Here is a 17,461-nt window from a genome sequence, read left to right on the forward strand (position 1 = left end):
CCGCCGTTTGTCGCCGTGTCGCCAAATCGTCGGCGGATTCGGCGCACTGCGGGGAACTCGGGAGCGTTCTAGAAAAGGACCCGGGCGAGAGCCTGGCGGGCCGACGTCACTCGCGGGTCGTCGGCGCCGATCACCTCGAAGAGCTCCAGAAGCCGCAGCCGCGCCGCGTCCCTGTCCTCGCCGGCCGTGCGGCGCACGGTCTCCACGAGGCGCCCGAAGGCGTCCTCCACATGACCGCCCACCAGGTCGAGGTCGGCGGCGGCGATCTGCGCGGCGACGTCCGACTGGTCGTCCGCCGCGTTCTTGCGTACGACGGCGGGGTCGAGGTCCTGGACCCGGGCGAGGAGCTCGGCCTGGGCGAGGCCCAGCTTGGCCTCCGGATGCGCAGGGTCGTCGGCGAGCACGTTCTTGTACGCCTGGACCGCACCCGCCAGGTCACCTGCGTCGAGCGCGGACATGGCCGCTTCGAGGAGGGCGTCGTACGGGCCGACGGGGCGTGCGGCGGCGGCCGGTCCTTCGGCGTCCGCGCCGGCGTCCACGGCGATGCCCGTGAGGCCGAAACGCTCCTCGCCGACCATGATCAGCTGGTCGAGGGTCTCGCGGATCTGCGCCTCGGGCACCGCACCCTGGAAGAGCGGCAGCGCCTGGCCGGCGACCACCGCGAAAACGGCCGGAATTCCCTGGATGCCGAACTGCTGCATCAGCATCTGGTTGGCATCGACGTCGATCTTCGCGAGCAGGAAGCGGCCGTGGTACTCGACGGCCAGGCGCTCCAGGAGGGGGCCGAGCTGCTTGCAGGGCTCGCACCACTCGGCCCAGAAGTCGAGGACGACCGGGACCTCGGCGGAGCGCTGGATGACATCGCGCTCAAAGCCGGCCTCGTCGACGTCGATCACCAGGGCTGACGGGGGCACCGCGGCGGGGCCACCCGTCCGGGCGGCCTCGGCCCGGACCTGCTCCGCCTTGGCCTTGGCCTCTCCGGCCGCCTTCACCGCGGCAAGGTCGACGACGCCGCTCATGGACATGTTTCGGGGCTGCATGCGTACATCCTCCCCCTTCCGCGCGCGTAACCGGTAAGTCATGGCGGAACCGTGCCGCCCGTACGCCTCCCGCCGGTGTGCGAGACGTCCCGGGCAACACGGTTCTTCGTCTTCGTTCCGCACCGGATCCCCACCCGGTGCGCGCCGGGTCCCCACCCGGCACTTGGTTGTCGCTCGGGCCGCTCAAAGCCTTTCGCTACAGGTCGTAGCGTAACTCTCCGGGGGGATCGGCGGGGAGGGCGCGGGAGCGATCCGATCGGTGAACTGCCTCACATCACGCACCCCTGGCGCCGTACCTACCGACGGGTATGGTCGTCGTCCATGTGCAGCAGTACCCCCCGCAACAGCCGTACCGGACGCCCCCGCTCCACCGAGGCCGACACCGCCATCCTGGAGGCGACCCGCGCCGCCCTGGTCGATCTCGGCTGGTCCAAGCTCACGATGGGGGACGTCGCCGGCCGCGCCGGGGTTGCGAAGACGACGCTCTACCGCCGCTGGGCCAACAAGAACGAGCTCGTGGTGGACGCCGTTGCCGTCCTCTTCGATGAACTCGAACTGCCCGACCTTGGTTCCCTCCAGGCCGACATCGAGCATGTCGTCCTCCAGTTCGCGGCGCTCCTCGAACGCCCGGAGACCAAGACGGCCCTGATGGCGGTGGTGGCCGAGTCGACCCGCGACGCCCCGCTGCGCGAGCGCATCCGCGCCTCGATAGTCGACCGCCAGAAGCGTCTCGTCCTGGACGGCCGCCGGCGCGCGCAGCAGCGCGGCGAGCTCCCCTCGGACCGCGATCCGGTCGCCGTGGACGCCACGGACGACCTGATCTTCGACGTCATCGCGGGGGCGGTCGTCCACCGCGCCCTGGTGAGCGCCGAACCGGTCGACGGTGAGTGGGTGACCCGCCTCTCCGCCCTCCTGGTGGGCGGCCTGGGCGCGGTGGCGGCGCTCGGCGAGTGAGTCCGGGCGGGCCCGAAGTCCGTCACCTCGGCACGACGGCACGACAGCAAGACAGCAAGACAGCAGGGGCGGTACGGGAACTCCCGTACCGCCCCTGCCGCTTGTCCCGCGCCCTAGAAGCCCGGCGGCTCCGTGTAGACGCCCCACTCGTCGCGCAGGGCGTTGCAGATCTCGCCGAGCGTGGCCTCGGCGCGTACGGCCTCCAGCATCGGGGCGATCATGTTCGACCCGTCCCGGGCCGCCACCAGCATCGCGTCGATCGAGGCGCGGACCTTGGCGTCGTCGCGGCGCGCCTTGCGCTCGCCGAGGACGCGGACCTGCTCCCACTCGACCTCGTGACTGACCCGCAGGATCTCCAGGTCGCCGGTGACGGAGCCGTGGTGGCAGTTGACGCCGACGACCCGCTTGTCGCCCTTCTCCAGGGACTGCTGGTACTGGAAGGCGGACTCGGCGATCTCGCCGGTGAACCAGCCGTCCTCGATGCCCCGCAGGATGCCCGAGGTGATCGGCCCGATCGGGTGCTGCCCGTCCGGGTGGGCGCGGCGGCCGCGCTCCTTGATCTGGTCGAAGATCTTCTCGGCGTCGGCCTCGATGCGGTCGGTGAGCTGCTCGACGTACCAGGAGCCGCCCAGCGGGTCGGCCACGTTGGCCACGCCCGTCTCCTCCATCAGCACCTGCTGCGTGCGCAGCGCGATCTCGGCGGCCTGTGCGCTGGGCAGCGCGAGGGTCTCGTCGAGGGCGTTGGTGTGGAGGGAGTTGGTGCCGCCGAGGACGGCGGAGAGGGCCTCGACCGCCGTGCGGACGACGTTGTTGTACGGCTGCTGGGCGGTGAGGGAGACCCCGGCGGTCTGGGTGTGGAAGCGGAGCCACTGGGCCTTGTCGGTCTTGGCGCCGTACACCTCCTTCATCCAGCGCGCCCAGATCCGGCGGGCCGCGCGGAACTTGGCGATCTCCTCGAAGAAGTCGAGGTGCGCGTCGAAGAAGAAGGACAGGCCGGGGGCGAAGACGTCGACGTCGAGGCCGCGGCTGAGTCCCAGCTCCACGTAGCCGAAGCCGTCGGCGAGGGTGTACGCGAGCTCCTGCGCGGCCGTCGCCCCGGCCTCGCGGATGTGGTAGCCGGAGACGGAGAGCGGCTTGTACGCGGGGATGCCCTGCGCGCAGTGCTCCATCAGGTCGCCGATGAGACGCAGATGGGGCTCGGGCTCGAAGAGCCACTCCTTCTGCGCGATGTACTCCTTGAAGATGTCGGTCTGGAGCGTGCCGTTGAGCACGGCCGGGTCGACGCCCTGACGCTCGGCGGCGACCAGGTACATGCAGAAGGCGGGCACGGCCGGCCCGGAGATCGTCATCGAGGTGGTGACGTCGCCGAGCGGGATGTCCTTGAAGAGGACCTCCATGTCGGCGGCGGAGTCGATGGCGACGCCGCAGTGGCCGACCTCGCCGAGCGCCTTCGGGTCGTCGGAGTCGCGGCCCATGAGGGTCGGCATGTCGAAGGCGACGGAGAGGCCGCCGCCGCCGGCCTCCAGGATCATCTTGTACCGCTCGTTGGTCTGCTCGGCGTTGCCGAAGCCCGCGAACTGGCGGATGGTCCAGGTCCGGCCCCGGTAGCCGGTCGCGTGGAGTCCCCGGGTGAAGGGGTACTCACCGGGCCAGCCGATGCGCTCGAACCCCTCGTAGGCGTCGCCCGGCCGGGGCCCGTAGACGGGCTCCACGGCGTCGCCGGAGAGCGTGGTGAAGTCGGCGTCCCGCTTGCGGGCCTTGTCGTAACGGGCCTGCCAGCGACGGCGGCCTTCCTCGATGGCGTCAGCGTCCATGACTCGAATTTACTAGGACGTCCTAGTAAATGTCGATGGCAAACCTCCGCACATACGTGCGGAGGTGGGGGTCAGGCCTTGACCGGCTCCGGCTGCACGCCGCTGACCAGCGGCAACGTCTCGCGGACGACCTTGCGCTCCACGAAGAACGCGGCGAAGGGAATCGTCCCGGAGAGCAGCACCCACAGGAGCTTGCCGAAGGGCCACTTCGCCTTCGAGCCCAGATCGAAGGCGAAGACGAGGTAGATGATGTAGAGGATGCCGTGGGCCTGGGAGACCATGAAGGTCACGTCCTCGCCCTTGTCGAACCCGTACTTGAAGATCATGCAGGTGCAGAGCACGAGCAGCATGACGGCGGTCACGTAGGACATGACGCGGTAGCGGGTCAGCACGCTGGATTTCATGCCGTCGAGCGTAACGGCACGTTCCGGGCGATCTTCGCGCGGGTCAGCTCTCGTCGAAATCGTGCGCGCTGACCCGCAGCGGGCGCAGCATCGCGAAGATCTCGCCGCACTCCTCGGCGTCGTACGTGGAGAGGCCGAAATCCATCTCCATCAGGTCGCGGGTCGCTGCCTCGACCACCTCGCGCCCCTTCTCGGTGATGGTCGCGAGGGTGCCGCGGCCGTCGTTGGGGTTCGGGCGCTTGGCGACCAGACCCGACTTCACGAGCCGGTCGACCGTGTTCGTCACCGAGGTGGGGTGCACCATCAGCCGCTCGCCGATCTTGGACATCGGCAGCTCGCCGGCCTTGGAGAAGGTGAGCAGCACCAGGGCCTCGTAGCGCGCGAAGGTCAGCCCGTACGGCTTGACGACGGCGTCGACCTCCGCGAGGAGGATCTGGTGGGCGCGCATGATCGAGGTGATCGCGGCCATCGACGGGACCGGGCCCCAGCGCTTCTGCCACAGTTCGTCGGCACGGGCGATGGGATCGAAGGGGAGACTGAGCGGCTTCGGCACGCGTCGACCTTACCCATGGGGAACTTGACGGTCAGCCCCGTCTCATTTCTCGGTCCCGCCCGAGGTCCCGCCCGAGGTCCCGCCCGAGGTCCCGCCCGAGGTCCCGCCCGAGGTTTCCCCGTTGGTCCTCCCGGAGGCCTTCAGCTCCGCCGCGGCGGCGAGCAGACAGAGCGTCCCGACGACGCCCGTGCCCGCGACGACCGTGTGCACGGGCGCGAACTCGGCCGCGATCCCGGCGCCCGCCATGCCGACGCCCTGGACGGTCATCATGCCCGCCGTCATCAGGGTCATGGCCCTCCCCCGCTGCTCCTCCGGGACGGCGGCGACGAACCAGGCGTCGAGACCGAGGGTGTACGCGCCGGTGGTGCCCGCCAGGAGGAGCGCGACGACCGCGAGGGCGACGCCGGGCTCGGCGGCGTAGAGGAGATAGGGGAGGACGCCGGTCACCGCGAGCGGGAGCACGATCCGGGACCGGGTCGCCGCTCCGATGAAGGACCCGGCGAAGAGCTCGCCCGCGATGGTGCCGACGGGCAGCGCGCACATCAGGAGGCCGAGGGCGGCGGTCGAGACACCTGCCTCGTCGGCGTAGGGCGCGGCGAGCGCCTCCGGTACGACGGCGAAGAGCGGCGGCACCCAGAACATCAGCATCAGGGCGCGCACCCGCCGGTTCCGCAGCACGGCCCAGGTCCCGGAGAGCCCGCTCGCGGCGGCCTTCCCGGCGGCGCGGGCGGGCCGGCGGGCGGTGCCGAGGCGCAGCAGCAGCGCCGAGGCGATGAAGGTGCCGGCGGTGACGGCGAGGGCGCCGCGCGGTGGGACGACGGTGAGGAGGACGCCGCCGACGGCGAAGCCGGCCAGGAGGGCGCTCTGCGAGACGATCCGCAGGAGGGAACGGCCGAGGACGAAGAGCTCGCCCTCGCCGAGGACGTCGGCGAGGGTCGCCATGCGGGTGCCGTTGAAGACCGGCGAGACGACGGCGATGGCGCAGCGCAGGGCCAGCAGGACGGCGACGGGGGTCGCGGGGACGACCATCGCGGCGACGCAGGCGGCGCAGACCAGGTCGCAGACGACGAGGATCCGGCGGGGCGGGAGCCGGTCGGTGAGCCCGGCGAGCAGGGTGCCGCCGAGGAGGTAGGGGAGGAAGCCGAGGGCGAAGGTGAGGGAGGAGAGGAGCGGGGAGCTGGTGAGGTCGTAGACGAGCACGGTGAGCGCGAGCTCGCTGACGACGACCCCGAGGAGCGAGAAGAGGTGCGCCACGAAGACGAACCGGAACTCCCGCACCCGGAACACGGCCCGGTAGCCGGGGCGGCCGGCCCCGGCGGAGGTCAGGGTCGGGCCGGGAACCGGAACGGGAGCGGGGTCGGCGGGAGGCGTCGGCGCGGTGGGCAGGGGTGGGTGCGGGGAGTCGTGCTTCGGCATGGCGGCAGCGTGCCGCCGCGAGGGGGCCCAGCCCTAGACTTTCGGCCCCACACGAATGTTCCGTCGCTTCCGCTTCCCCGGGGAGGGCCCCGTGCCGTACCACCTGCGCTTCGGCGAGGCCGACCCGCTGCGGATCCGGTTCGCGGTCTCGCCGCTCTGGGAGACGCACTCCGCCGTCCGGGTCCTCGCCCGGCCCGGGAAGCAGAACTACCACCTGCCGTGGCTGCGGCGGATCGCGGGCGCCGCGCGGGGGCTCGACCTCGGTCCGCTCCAGCTCCTCATGCCGCTCCGCGGGCACAGCCCCGACTTCCTCTACCCGCCGCCGCTCGGGCCCGCCGCCACCTTCGAGGAGGAGATCGCCGCCGTACGGGAGACCGACCCGGCCCTCGCGCTCGACGACTTCGAGCGGGCGCTCGCCGAGACGCCGGGGGCGGCCGGCACCGAGGAGGGTCGGCGTCTCCTTGCCGATCCGGCCGACGGGCTGCGGCGCCTGAGCGTTCTCCTGGAGGCCGCCTGGGAGGCGCTCGTCGCCCCCGAGTGGCCCCGGCTGCGGGCGCTCCTGGAGGCGGACGTGGCGTACCACTCGCGCCGGCTGGCCGAGGGCGGGCTCGAACGGCTCCTGAGCGAGCTGCACCCGGCCTTCGCCTGGGCCGCCGAGACCGCCACCCTCCAGGTCGCCTACGCCGGGGAGCACGACCGCCCGCTGGACGGGCAGGGGCTCGTCCTCATGCCCTCGGTCTTCACCTGGCCCGACGTCGTGAGCGGCTTCGATCCGCCGTGGCAGCCGACGGTGGTCTACCCGGCGCGCGGGATCGGCGGGCTGTGGGCCGAGCCCCGGGACCGTACGCCCGAGGCGCTCGCCCGGCTGCTCGGCCGCGCGCGGGCGGACGTCCTGTGCGCCCTGGACGAGCCGACGGGGACGACGGCGCTCGCGCACCGGCTGGGCCTCGCGCCCTCCTCCGTCTCCTCGCATCTGTCGGTGCTGCGGGACGCGGGGCTGCTGGCCTCCCGGCGGTACGGCCACCAGGTGCTGTACGAGCGGACGCCGCTGGGGATCGCGGTGTCGCAGCCCGGAACCGACTGACCGACATGTCACGATGACGCCGATTGTCCTGAATCTGCACCCACGCCCTGCGCTCAGGCCCTGACCCAGGCCCTGCACCCATGTCCTGAACGCATGTCCTGAACGCATGTCCTGAACCCCGCACCCGTACGCCCCGCCGCACCGACGTACCCGACCTTGGGGGCCGGATGTCCCGCCGCACCGTCACCGCCGCCGCACTGACCCTCGTCTCCGCGCTGCTCCTGACCGGATGCTCCGTGGACGAGCCCCCGAAGACCCCGGTCGGCCCGCCGTCCGCGCGCGGCGAGACGCCGGCCCCCTCGGCCGGCTCGCCCTTCTGGGTCGACCCGGAGAGCGACGCGGCGAAGCAGGTCAGGAAGTACGAGGCGGAGGGCAGGACCGAGGACGCGGCGATCCTGAAGCGGATCGCGGAGCGGCCGGTCGCGGACTGGCCGGCCGGGGACGACCCCGTCCCCGAGGTCACGCGTGCGGTGCGGGGCGCGGCGGCCGAGGGCCGGACCCCTGTCTTCGTCGCGTACAACATCCCCCACCGCGACTGCGGGATGTACTCGGCGGGCGGCTCGCACGACGCCCAGGCCTACCGGAGCTGGGTCGACTCCTTCGCCTCGGCGATCGGCGACTCCCCCGCCATCGTCGTCCTGGAGCCGGACGCGGTGCCGCACATCGTGGACGGCTGCACCCCCGCGCAGTACCACGACGAGCGCTACGAGCTGCTCGCCGGAGCGATCGAGCGGCTCAAGCGGCAGCCGCGCACCCGGGTCTATCTGGACGCGGGCAATCCGGCGTGGATCGACGACCCGGGCAAGCTGGTGGAGCCGCTGCGCCGGGCGGGTGTCGCCCGCGCGGACGGCTTCTCGCTGAACGTCTCCAACTTCCAGACGAACGACACGGTGAAGGGCTTCGGCTCGACCTTGTCGGGGCTGCTCGGCGGCATCCACTTCACGGTGGACACCAGCCGAAACGGCGACGGCCCCCTCCCGGGTGACCGGGCGGAGGCCTGGTGCAATCCGCCGGGCCGGGCCCTCGGCGTACCGCCGACGGACCGGACCGGGGACGAGCTGGTCGACGCGTATCTGTGGATCAAGCGCCCCGGCGACTCGGACGGTCAGTGCCGGGGCGGCCCGGCCGCCGGGACGTGGTGGCCGGAGTACGCCCTGGGCCTGGCCCGCAGGGCGAAGGCCTGAGCGCTCTCACTCCACCTGGATCCACTTCGCCTCGCTCGGGATGCCGTTCGCGTCCGTCACGAAGAGCATGTACCAGCCGGGCGGCACGAGCGTGCGGTCCTGCGGTACGTCGACGGTGACCGACTTCCCGTCCTGCCCCTTCGTCAGGCCGAGCTCCACCGAGCGCTGTTCGACGTCTGTCGTGTGGGTGACGGCGCTGGGCCGCATCAGCCGGGCCTTGACGATCCGTCCGGCGTCGTCGGTCCTGAAGGTGGCGCGGCCGTTCTGGTCGAGCTCCTGCGGGCCTTCCCCCAGTGCGGGCCGGTCGGTGCCCGCCTGGTGGAGGTAGGGCGGGGTGAAGACCTCGATGCGCTGCTCGAACGTACCGAGCTTGGTGTTGTCCTTGTCGTCGAAGAGCGGGTCGGAGCCGAAGGTGGCGACCCGGCCGTCGGGGAGCAGCAGCGCCTCGGAGTGGTAGTTGCGGCCGACGGTGGGTTCCGCGGCCTCGGTGAAGGCGTTGCTCTTCGGGTCGTAGAACTGGGCCTTGAGGATGTCGCTGCCGCTGCGGCCCCGGTACTGCTCGGACCCGCCGCTGGTGAAGACGGTGTCGTCGGGGAGCAGCACGCTGCTGAGGTAGCGGGTGCCCTGCGGGAGGGCGGGTCCGTCGGTGAAGACGGGGCTGTCCGCGGACAGGTCGACGATCGAGGTGCGGGCAGTGGACTTCGGGGACTCGCCGACCCCGCCGCCGCCGAGGACCATGACCTTCTGGTTCTGGGCGGGCGGCAGCATCAGGGAGGCGGAGGTCTCCAGCTGGTCGGGGTCGGTGAGCCCGCCGAGCTTCGTGAAGGAGTTCTTCTTCAGGTCCCACAGACCGGGTTCGCGACCCTTCTCGGCGGGGCCGTAGCCGGCGTTGGAGCCGGTGTAGAGGAGCTTGCCGCCCTTGGTGAGGAAGAGGGAGGGGTAGGTGGGGAAGTAGCGGAAGGGGCCCTTGGTCCACTTCTTGGTCCGGGGGTCGTAGATCTCGTTGTCGCCGGGGACGACGTCGCCGACGTCGTTGAGCCCGGAGACGGCGAGGACCTTGCCGTCCTGGAGGGTGACGAGGGTGGGGTACCAACGGGCGTCCTTCATGGGGGCCACGGGGATGTACCTCTCGGCCCGGGGGTCGAACTCGTAGGCGCCCTTGATGCCCTGGAAGTCCTGCTTCTCGGTGGTGAGCTTCTGCGCGAGCCCGTAGACGTTGTCGGCCTCCTCGCCCTTGAGGCCGACGACCTCGTACTGCGCGGCCTCGGTGGTGAGGGCCTGCGGGCCCGCCTTCCTGGCCTCGACGAAGACCCGCGCCTCGGCGGCGGTGACCTTGGTCTTCCAGGGCTTCATCTGGCCGCTCTTGAAGTACGAGATCTCGAACTCGCGCTTGGCCTTGGGGACGGTGACGTCGAACTTGGAGACGTACTCGACCCCGGACGGGGAGCGGAAGACGGTGCCCTTCTTGAGGGTGACCGCCTTGTCGGGGCTCTCGTTCTTGACCCGCATGCCGCCGCCGGCCTTCTCGACGCCGCCCTCGAGGACCTCGTACCGAGCGGTGCCGCCGGCGACGAGCAGGCGCCCGTCGGGGAGCTGGGTGTGGCCGGAGCAGAAGAAGTCCACGGGGGTGGGGATCTTCTTGAAGGTGTTCTTCGCGGGGTCCCAGAGGATGGTCTCGAAGGTCCCGGCGTCGAAGTTCTTCTGGTCGTTGCCCGAGCCGGCGATCAGCAGCACCTTCCCCGTGCGGAGGAGGGCCGCGTGGATGGCGTTGATGCGGTACTCGGCGGGGACGTCGACCTCCGCCCAGGAGCCGAACTGCTTCTTGTAGCCGGGCTGGGCGATCTTGTACGCGTGGTACTTCTCCTCGGCGAAGGAGACGGCGGCGGGGGCGTTGAGCGCGGCGAGGACCACGACGGCCCCGCTGCCGAGCAGGGTCTTCTTGAACTTCTTCGACGGCCGGTAGGCCATGGCTCAGTTCCCTCCGGTCGTCGTCGGGGCGGGCGTGACGGGGGCGGTCGGGTGCGGCGTGGCCGCCGTGATGACCTCGACCCCCTCGCGGGCGTCGGCGAGACCACGCGCGCGGGCCCGGGCGCGGGCGCGCTCCCTGACGGTCCGGGCGCGCCGGTCCCGCATGTTCGTGAACGCCCAGAGGGTGACCGGGGCCAGGGCGACGACGAGGGCGAGGGACGCCCAGGTGCGCATGGCCGCGTGGGTGTGGTCGAAGTGGACGGAGGCCACGAGCGAGGCGATGAGGATCGCCGCCCAGTAGAGGTGGATGCGGAAGGTGAGCAGGCGGTCGGGGCTGGCCTCGCCGCCCTTGGGGGTGACGACGAAGCGGCCGCGGGTGCGCAGGACCGCCGAGCCGAGGGACTTGAGGTAGATGGGCGCGGAGAGCGCGGACATCGCCATGCCGGCGAGGCCGCCGGAGCCCTCGGGTTCGTGGGGCGAGACGTTGTGGCGCCGGTTCCAGAGGTAGAGCCCGATCTGGAGGGCGACGGCGTCGCTGTAGATCATCAGCCACACCGAGGTGGAGACCTGGGTGCCGGAGGCGCCGAGCCAGAGGTAGAGGACGCAGCTGAGGATGCCCACGAACCAGTTGACGGCCGTCATCGGGTAGTAGACGAGCATCAGGGTGTAGTTGAGGAAGCGGCCCGGCGGGGTGCGGAAGGGTGCCTTCCAGAACTGCTTGATGATCGTCTCGTACGTGCCCCGGGACCAGCGCAGCTGCTGGGTGAAGAAGTCGGTCCAGGAGGCCGGGCCCTCGCCGACCGCGAGCACGTCGGGGGTGTAGACGGAGCGCCAGAAGTGGCCGGTGCGCGGGTTCTTCCTGCGGTGCAGTTCGAAGCCGGTGGCCATGTCCTCGGTGATGGAGTCGTACAGGCCGCCGATCTGCTTGAGGGCGGAGATCCGGACGATGTTGTTCGTGCCGACGAACATGGGCGCGCGGTAGCGGTTCCCGGCCCGCTGGATGAGGGCGTGGAAGAGGAACTGCTGCGACTCGGCGGCCTTGGTGACGATGTTGGTGTAGTTGCCGTACACCTGCGGTCCGACGACGAAGGCGATGTCGGGGTCGCGGAAGTAGCCGAGCATCCGCTCCAGGAAGTTGGGGAGCGGGACGTGGTCGGTGTCGACGGAGGCGAAGAAGTCGTAGTCGTCCCCGTGCATGGCGAGCCAGGCGTTGTAGTTGCCGTGCTTGGTCTTCGCTTTGTGGACGCCCTTCCTACGGTTCCACTCGGGGACGCCGGCGCGGGTGAAGTGGCGTACGCCGAGCTCGGCGCAGAGCGCCTTGGCCTCGGGGGAGTCGCCCTCGTCGAGGAGCCAGACGTCCATCGGTCCGTCGTGCCGCAGCCGGACGGCGCCTTCGAGGGTGCCGCGGACCATGGAGAGCGGCTCCTTGCCCGGGACGTACGTGGTGAGGAAGGCGACGCGGGTGCCGGGCTCGGCGTGGACGGGTATCGGGTCGCGGGCGACCATCGTGGCGTGGGCGATCGACGTGACGTTCACCAGCATGAAGAAGCAGATGAGGCCGATCGACACGAGCATCACGGTGTCGAGGTGGACGAGCCAGCGGTCGCCGCCCTCGCGGACGGTCCAGTGGCTCGGCCAGACGAGATAGGCGAGGAGCAGCGCCGACAGGAGCGGCGCGAGGCACATGAGCAGGACGGCTCGTATTCGGTGCGGCTCCTTGGAGAGCAGACTTCGGTACTGCACCGTGTAGGCCGCCGGGTCCGGGTCCGTGAGGGGACCTGCGAGTCGGCTGTAGGTGTCGTAGTCGTAGCCTCCCGGCCGCACGGTGCCTCCAGCTGTCGTCGAACGGGTCGATACCCCAACAAAAGGGGACATCGTTCGGCGTGTCGACTGGAGTAGTCCGAGTGGGCGTCTTTACCGGCCGCGACCGCCCTGCCGCCGCAGGGTGTACGCAACGGCCTTCCGCGCGACCGGATTGAGCTCCTCGACCGCGGCCATCAGGGCGCCGAGCTGCTCCAGCGCGGTGAGCGCCGCCTCCGCGCCGGCCGGGTCGACGCCCTCGTACAGTTCGAGGCCGACGAAGGAGGCGGCGACCGCGCGGGCGAGCCCGGCGGGGTCGGTGAACTCCGCGAGCGGGGTCCCGGCGAGGACCCGGACGAGGACCTGCTCGATCTCGGCGATCCACAGGTCGAGCCCGGCGGCGGTGGCCGGGGCGAGCCGGGGGTGGGTCTGGGCCCCGGCGAGCAGCTGGCCGAGGACGGCGACGTGCCCGGCGTCCCGCTCCTCGGCGTGCATCTCGCGTCCGAAGGCGAGCAGCTCGGAGAGGCTGCCGACGGAGCGGAGCCGCTCGCGGTGGCGGGCGACCCGCTGCTCGGCTCCGTGCCGGCAGGCGGCGGCGAGCAGCTCGTCGACGGAGCCGAAGTGGTAGAAGACCAGGGCCTGGTTGACGCCGGCGGTGGTCGCGATCGCCCGCGCGGAGGCCTTGGCGATGCCCTGCTCGACGAGGGTGCGCAGGGCGCCTTCGAGGAGCTTGTCCCGGGTCTCCTGGCTCCGGGCGTCCTGCGCCTTCACGCTTCCGGCGGTCTTCCCGCTCATGCCCGTACCTCCTCGCGCACCGGGCGCAGCCCCGCGCGCACCCCCCGGGAGCGTACGTCGGCGTACTCGGCGGTGAAGGAGCCCTCGTAGCCGAAGAGCGGCCCGACGTACCGGTTCACCACCCGGACGGCGATGCGGAAGCGGCCGGTGCGCTCGTCGAAGGACTCGCGGACCTCGGCCCGGCCGCCGACCAGTTCGGGGACGCGCACGTCCAACGGGCCTTCGCGGAAGCGGTGTTCACCGGAGGTGATGAGGAGCGAGCCGTCGGGTTCGGCGGCGAGGTGGAGGTCGCTGGCGAGGTGCTGGTGGGTGCCGAGGTAGTCGAGGACGCAGTCGCGCTCGGGGCTGTGGACCATGGTGGCGTCGAAGCGCCGGGGGCCGCCGGGCAGGTCGAAGGTGCGGACGAAGGTGACGGTCTCGCGGCCGTACGAGTCGGTGTACGGCACGTTCTCGATGATGAAGGGGACGTTCCGGCCGGTGCGGGGCAGCAGGATGTTCCGCAGCCCGCCGGCCGCGAGGAACGGCTTCACGAAGGCCCGGCCGTGCCAGACGCGGTCCATGACGCCCCGTCCGACGCACAGCTCCCCGCTCGCGAGCCCGACCGAGAAGCGGCGCCGGAGCTCGGGGTGGAGCCGCTCGAATTCGGCGTCCCCCATGGCGGTGCGGAAGATCGAGGCGGGACTCGCGGTCACGGCTGCTCCAGGGTGGCGAGGAGCCGGGGCTCCCGGCTGCGGGCGGGCGCGGTGCGCAGACAGCGGCGGGCCGCGGGGGTACGCGACGAGGGGGGTACGAGGACGGCGGCGGCGAGCCCGAGGACGGTGAGCGGCACGGCGGCGAGCGACACGGACCCCAGCGGCAGCGAGGTGGCGGCGAACGGCACGGCCACGGCCAGCACCCGGGCGGCGAGTTCGAGCAGCCAGCGGTTCCGTGAGCGCTCCGGGGTGATCCCCCGCTCGCACCAGAGCCGCAGCCGGTCGAAGGACCAGGCCGTGGCCCAGCCCATGAGGGGCCGGAGGACGAGCCGGTCGGCGGCGCGGCCGAGGCGGCCCCAGCGGGGCCGGTAGTCGTAGCCGGTGAGGAAGCGGACGCCGTCGGGCGTGGGGACGTAGCGCCAGTAGCCGCTGCCCTCGGCGAGGAGCGAGAGCGGGTGGGGCGAGGCGAAGCGGAGGGCGGAGACCCGGTCGCCGCCGGCCCGGTGGCGCTCCCCCGCGGAGACACCGGTGCCGGCGACGACCAGGAAGGGCAGGACGCGGGTCGCGTAGCGGAAGTGCTGGGGCTCGCCCTCGGCGCGCGGGAGGTAGGCGATCTCGGTGAACCGCAGGTCCCACCGCTGGTGGCGGTCGGGTTCCTGCGTGCGCTCCCAGAGCGTCTCCAGGTCCGCGCGCACCCGCGTCTCGATGTAGAGGCCCATCGGCGTTCCCCCAGGTCGTCCGGTATCTTGAGCGACTGCTCAAAACTGCCCGCGAGTGAAGGTAGCCGACTTTGAGCACTCGCTCAACCAGCGGACGGAAAGAGACCCCCGGCCCCTGGATCAGGGCCGGGGGTCCCGGCGGCTGCGCCGTGCGGTGTCAGGCGCCGAGGTGGCGCTCCACCGTCTCGACCTTGGAGGTCAGGCCGTCCGTCACGCCGGGCCGGATGTCGGCCTTCATGACGACGGAGACGCGCGGCGCGCGGGCCTCGACGGCGGCGACGGCGCGCTTCACGACGTCCATCACCTCGTCCCACTCGCCTTCGATGCTCGTGAACATGGCGTCGGTACGGTTCGGGAGCCCGGACTCGCGCACGACCCGGACGGCGTCGGCGACGTACTCGCCGACCTCCTCCCCCACGCCCAGCGGCGTCACCGAGAACGCGAGGATCACGCCTTCACCGCACCCTCGGCCGCCTCGGCGCGGGCGCGGGAGGCGCTGACCGCCTCGGCGGCCTCGCTCTTCAGCTTCCGCTCGGCGTAGAAGCCGCCGAAAGGCAGCACCGAGAGAGCGAAGTACAGCGCGGCGGTGCCGAAGCTCCACTTGGTGCGGTTCCAGGCGTCCAGCCAGAAGAGGACGTACAGGATGAAGAGCACGCCGTGGATCGCGCCCATGACCGGCACCGCGTTGAAGTCCGTCGTCCGCTTGAGCACCGAGCAGACGAGCAGAAGCAGGAACGAGACGGCCTCCGGCGCGGAGACGAGCCGGAGCCGGTGGAGGGAGGAAGCGGTCTTGATGTCCACGGAGGGGGTCACCTTCGTTCGATCTTGTGAACGGATGCACAAGGGCCCGTCCATTGTGCACGCCGACTTTGCTGTCTCTTTATCCGGGTCCCCAGTACCTTCCTTGGGTGGCAACGTTCCGACTCCAAGGCAGCAAGGTGCTCGCCGTCTCCATGACGGGCGACGCCGTCAAGGCGAAGAACGGCTCGATGGTCGCCTACGACGGCCAGATGGCGTTCAAGAAGATGAGCGGTGGTGGTGAGGGTCTGCGTGGCATGGTGACCCGCCGGCTCACCGGTGAGCAGATGGAGGTGATGGAGGTACGCGGCCAGGGGACCTGCTGGTTCGCCGACCGGGCCTCCGAGATCAACCTCGTGTCCCTGCACGGCGAGAAGCTCTGGGTCGAGGCGAGCAATCTGCTCTGCACCGACGCGGGGCTGCGCACCGGCACCACCTTCACGGGCATGCGCGGCGGCGCCACCGGCAACGGCCTCTTCACGACGACCGTCGAGGGCACCGGCCAGGCGGCGATCATGTCCGACGGCCCGGCGGTCGTGCTGCGCGTGACCCCGCAGTACCCGCTCCAGGTCGACCCCGGCGCGTACATCGCCCACCAGGGCAACCTCCAGCAGCACTTCCAGTCGGGTGTGACCTTCCGCACCCTCATGGGCGAGGGCGGCGGCGAGGCCTTCCAGATCCGCTTCGAGGGGGACGGCCTCGTGTACGTCCAGCCGAGCGAGCGGAACACGATCGGGGGCGACGTCTGATGCCGTTCCGCGAGATCAACTCGAAGATGGTCGAGGCGACCGTCGTCCCCGGGCAGCGCATGTTCAGCCAGCGCGGCGCGATGCTCGCGTACCGCGGCGACGTCACTTTCACGCCGAACATGGCCGGCGGCCAGGGCGGCGTGATGTCGATGATCGGCCGCAGGGTGGCCGGCGAGGCGACGCCGCTGATGACGGTCGAGGGCAACGGCACGGTGATGTTCGGGCACGGCGGCCACCACATCCAGGTGATCGGACTGACCGGCGACACTCTGTACGTGGAGGCCGACCGGCTCCTCGCCTTCGACGGCAGCCTGGAGCAGGGCACGATGTTCATGGGCTCGCAGGGCGGGGTCATGGGCATGGTCCGCGGCCAGGTGACCGGCCAGGGCCTCTTCACCACCACCCTCAAGGGGCACGGCTCGGTGGCCGTCATGGCGCACGGCGGGGTCGTCGAGCTGCCCATCGCCCCGGGCCGCCCGGTCCATGTCGACCCGCAGGCGTACGTGGCCCACCACGGCGACGTACGGAACAAGCTCTCCACCGCGCTGGGCTGGCGCGACATGGTGGGGCGCGGCTCGGGCGAGGCGTTCCAGCTGGAGCTGAGCGGCAGCGGCGCGGTGTACGTCCAGGCCTCGGAGGAGAAGCTGTGAGCACCCCGGTGATCCACGACCCGACGACGCTTCCGTCGGACGACAACGTCAACCCGTACACCTTCTGCGTGGAGCTCAAGGGCTCCCAGTGGTTTCTGCAGAAGGGCAAGATGATCGCCTACTACGGGCGGATCGAGTTCAACGGCATCGGGCACGGGCGGCTCGACCGGCTGGTCCGCACGTCCTTCCACTCGCCGCTGCACGCGAGCGACTGGGTGGTCGCGGAGGGCAGCGGCAAGATGCTGCTCGCGGACCGGGCCTTCGACGTGAACTCCTTCGACCTGGATCAGGGCAACCTGACGATCCGCTCGGGCAACCTGCTCGCCTACGAGCCGACGCTCGCGCTGAAGCAGTCGATCGTGCCGGGTTTCGTGACGCTGATCGGCACGGGCAAGTTCGTGGCCGCGTCGAACGGTCCGGTGGTCTTCATGGAGCCGCCGATGCGGGTGGACCCGCAGGCCCTGGTCGGCTGGGCCGACTGCCCCTCCCCCTGTCATCATTACGACCACGGCTACATGACGGGCGTCATGGGCGGCGTACGGGCCCTGACGGGCATCGGCGGCACCTCGGGCGAGGAGCACCAGTTCGAGTTCGTGGGCGCGGGCACGGTGCTGCTCCAGTCGACGGAGCTGCTCATGCCGGACCGGGCGATCGGCGGGCCGCCCGCGCAGGCGGGTGTCCCGGGCGGCCACGGTGGGCACGGTTCCGGCCAGAGCGTGCCGGGCTCGGTACCGCGCCTTCCCGGCCAGCTCGGTGACCTCCAGCGGCGCTTCGGTCTGTGAGCGGTAGTCTGCGGAGTGTGACGTCTTCGAACGCACGCTCCCAGACTTCGTCAAGTATT

Annotated in this window: 18 protein-coding genes; 6 read left to right on the plus strand and 12 right to left on the minus strand. The window is 71.2% G+C overall.

Translation table 11 applies throughout. From position 1 onward, the window contains the following. Positions 1-68: 68 nt before the first annotated feature. Positions 69-1,040, minus strand: a complete 972-nt coding sequence (locus tag DEJ46_RS12055) for a tetratricopeptide repeat protein (protein ID WP_150265953.1) — start codon at positions 1,038-1,040, stop codon at positions 69-71. Between the two features lie 321 nt (positions 1,041-1,361). On the opposite strand from DEJ46_RS12055, the gene DEJ46_RS12060 reads away from it, so the two are divergent. Further along, on the plus strand, positions 1,362-1,994 hold the full coding sequence (locus tag DEJ46_RS12060) for a TetR/AcrR family transcriptional regulator (RefSeq protein ID WP_150265955.1): 633 nt from the start codon (positions 1,362-1,364) through the stop codon (positions 1,992-1,994). A 113-nt stretch (positions 1,995-2,107) separates the two neighbouring features. On the opposite strand, the gene DEJ46_RS12065 is transcribed toward DEJ46_RS12060, so the two are convergent. The 4 genes from DEJ46_RS12065 to DEJ46_RS12080 form a co-directional block, all read right to left on the minus strand. Further along, positions 2,108-3,808 (minus strand): methylmalonyl-CoA mutase, encoded by a 1,701-nt coding sequence (locus DEJ46_RS12065; RefSeq protein ID WP_150265957.1) that lies wholly within the window; start codon positions 3,806-3,808, stop codon positions 2,108-2,110. A 71-nt stretch (positions 3,809-3,879) separates the two neighbouring features. Further along, entirely contained in the window at positions 3,880-4,212 is a 333-nt protein-coding gene (locus tag DEJ46_RS12070; RefSeq protein WP_055641276.1) for a DUF3817 domain-containing protein, read from the minus strand. Positions 4,213-4,255: 43 nt separating this feature from the next. After that, complete coding sequence (locus tag DEJ46_RS12075) at positions 4,256-4,765, minus strand: MarR family winged helix-turn-helix transcriptional regulator (RefSeq protein WP_150265959.1); 510 nt, start codon at positions 4,763-4,765, stop codon at positions 4,256-4,258. A gap of 42 nt (positions 4,766-4,807) precedes the next feature. After that, positions 4,808-6,181: an MFS transporter gene (locus tag DEJ46_RS12080; RefSeq protein ID WP_150265961.1), complete on the minus strand. Its 1,374-nt coding sequence runs from the start codon at positions 6,179-6,181 to the stop codon at positions 4,808-4,810. A 91-nt stretch (positions 6,182-6,272) separates the two neighbouring features. Here DEJ46_RS12080 and DEJ46_RS12085 point away from each other — a divergent pair, with 91 nt between their 5' ends. Both DEJ46_RS12085 and DEJ46_RS12090 read left to right on the plus strand, forming a co-directional pair. Next, complete coding sequence (locus DEJ46_RS12085) at positions 6,273-7,265, plus strand: DUF5937 family protein (protein ID WP_150265963.1); 993 nt, start codon at positions 6,273-6,275, stop codon at positions 7,263-7,265. Positions 7,266-7,432: 167 nt separating this feature from the next. Continuing rightward, positions 7,433-8,449, plus strand: coding sequence for a glycoside hydrolase family 6 protein (locus DEJ46_RS12090; RefSeq protein ID WP_150265965.1), 1,017 nt, complete (start codon positions 7,433-7,435; stop codon positions 8,447-8,449). A 6-nt stretch (positions 8,450-8,455) separates the two neighbouring features. Here DEJ46_RS12090 and DEJ46_RS12095 read toward each other — a convergent pair whose 3' ends face one another. The 7 genes from DEJ46_RS12095 to DEJ46_RS12125 all read right to left on the minus strand — a co-directional run bounded on the left by DEJ46_RS12095 (position 8,456) and on the right by DEJ46_RS12125 (position 15,224). Beyond that, entirely contained in the window at positions 8,456-10,417 is a 1,962-nt protein-coding gene (locus DEJ46_RS12095; protein WP_150265967.1) for a kelch motif-containing protein, read from the minus strand. 3 nt (positions 10,418-10,420) lie between these two features. Further along, positions 10,421-12,292, minus strand: a complete 1,872-nt coding sequence (locus DEJ46_RS12100) for a glycosyltransferase family 2 protein (RefSeq protein WP_411757744.1) — start codon at positions 12,290-12,292, stop codon at positions 10,421-10,423. Between the two features lie 39 nt (positions 12,293-12,331). After that, complete coding sequence (locus DEJ46_RS12105) at positions 12,332-13,012, minus strand: TetR/AcrR family transcriptional regulator (RefSeq protein ID WP_150265971.1); 681 nt, start codon at positions 13,010-13,012, stop codon at positions 12,332-12,334. Further along, the gene (locus DEJ46_RS12110) at positions 13,009-13,668 is read right to left on the minus strand and encodes a DUF4166 domain-containing protein (protein WP_150274343.1); all 660 of its coding nucleotides are present in this window, start codon (positions 13,666-13,668) and stop codon (positions 13,009-13,011) included. Before DEJ46_RS12110 ends, DEJ46_RS12105 begins: the two co-directional genes overlap by 4 nt. A gap of 32 nt (positions 13,669-13,700) precedes the next feature. Next, on the minus strand, positions 13,701-14,423 hold the full coding sequence (locus DEJ46_RS12115; protein ID WP_150265973.1) for a hypothetical protein: 723 nt from the start codon (positions 14,421-14,423) through the stop codon (positions 13,701-13,703). Between the two features lie 157 nt (positions 14,424-14,580). Continuing rightward, on the minus strand, positions 14,581-14,874 hold the full coding sequence (locus DEJ46_RS12120) for an MTH1187 family thiamine-binding protein (RefSeq protein WP_055641285.1): 294 nt from the start codon (positions 14,872-14,874) through the stop codon (positions 14,581-14,583). Then, positions 14,871-15,224, minus strand: coding sequence for a DUF3817 domain-containing protein (locus DEJ46_RS12125; RefSeq protein WP_150265975.1), 354 nt, complete (start codon positions 15,222-15,224; stop codon positions 14,871-14,873). The genes DEJ46_RS12120 and DEJ46_RS12125 overlap by 4 nt, the downstream gene beginning before the upstream one ends. A 107-nt stretch (positions 15,225-15,331) precedes the next feature. Here DEJ46_RS12125 and DEJ46_RS12130 point away from each other — a divergent pair, with 107 nt between their 5' ends. The 3 genes from DEJ46_RS12130 to DEJ46_RS12140 are packed head-to-tail and all read left to right on the plus strand — an operon-like array spanning position 15,332 to position 17,402. Next, on the plus strand, positions 15,332-15,970 hold the full coding sequence (locus tag DEJ46_RS12130) for an AIM24 family protein (protein WP_150265977.1): 639 nt from the start codon (positions 15,332-15,334) through the stop codon (positions 15,968-15,970). After that, complete coding sequence (locus DEJ46_RS12135; protein ID WP_150265979.1) at positions 15,970-16,620, plus strand: AIM24 family protein; 651 nt, start codon at positions 15,970-15,972, stop codon at positions 16,618-16,620. Before DEJ46_RS12130 ends, DEJ46_RS12135 begins: the two co-directional genes overlap by 1 nt. Further along, positions 16,617-17,402: an AIM24 family protein gene (locus DEJ46_RS12140; protein WP_150265981.1), complete on the plus strand. Its 786-nt coding sequence runs from the start codon at positions 16,617-16,619 to the stop codon at positions 17,400-17,402. Before DEJ46_RS12135 ends, DEJ46_RS12140 begins: the two co-directional genes overlap by 4 nt. Positions 17,403-17,461 lie beyond the last annotated feature (59 nt).

The organism is Streptomyces venezuelae (assembly GCF_008642375.1).
GTDB lineage: Bacteria > Actinomycetota > Actinomycetes > Streptomycetales > Streptomycetaceae > Streptomyces > Streptomyces venezuelae_G.

Bases quoted from the DNA above. Each gene is read 5' to 3' on its own strand.
- DEJ46_RS12090 (WP_150265965.1), top strand. From the start codon at position 7,433: ATGTCCCGCCGCACCGTCACCGCCGCCGCACTGACCCTCGTCTCCGCG.
- DEJ46_RS12060 (WP_150265955.1), top strand. From the start codon at position 1,362: ATGTGCAGCAGTACCCCCCGCAACAGCCGTACCGGACGCCCCCGCTCC.
- DEJ46_RS12080 (WP_150265961.1), bottom strand. From the start codon at position 6,181: ATGCCGAAGCACGACTCCCCGCACCCACCCCTGCCCACCGCGCCGACG.
- DEJ46_RS12055 (WP_150265953.1), bottom strand. From the start codon at position 1,040: ATGCAGCCCCGAAACATGTCCATGAGCGGCGTCGTCGACCTTGCCGCG.
- DEJ46_RS12100 (WP_411757744.1), bottom strand. From the start codon at position 12,292: ATGTCCCCTTTTGTTGGGGTATCGACCCGTTCGACGACAGCTGGAGGC.
- DEJ46_RS12070 (WP_055641276.1), bottom strand. From the start codon at position 4,212: ATGAAATCCAGCGTGCTGACCCGCTACCGCGTCATGTCCTACGTGACC.
- DEJ46_RS12105 (WP_150265971.1), bottom strand. From the start codon at position 13,012: ATGAGCGGGAAGACCGCCGGAAGCGTGAAGGCGCAGGACGCCCGGAGC.
- DEJ46_RS12110 (WP_150274343.1), bottom strand. From the start codon at position 13,668: ATGGGGGACGCCGAATTCGAGCGGCTCCACCCCGAGCTCCGGCGCCGC.
- DEJ46_RS12065 (WP_150265957.1), bottom strand. From the start codon at position 3,808: ATGGACGCTGACGCCATCGAGGAAGGCCGCCGTCGCTGGCAGGCCCGT.
- DEJ46_RS12115 (WP_150265973.1), bottom strand. From the start codon at position 14,423: ATGGGCCTCTACATCGAGACGCGGGTGCGCGCGGACCTGGAGACGCTC.
- DEJ46_RS12095 (WP_150265967.1), bottom strand. From the start codon at position 10,417: ATGGCCTACCGGCCGTCGAAGAAGTTCAAGAAGACCCTGCTCGGCAGC.
- DEJ46_RS12135 (WP_150265979.1), top strand. From the start codon at position 15,970: ATGCCGTTCCGCGAGATCAACTCGAAGATGGTCGAGGCGACCGTCGTC.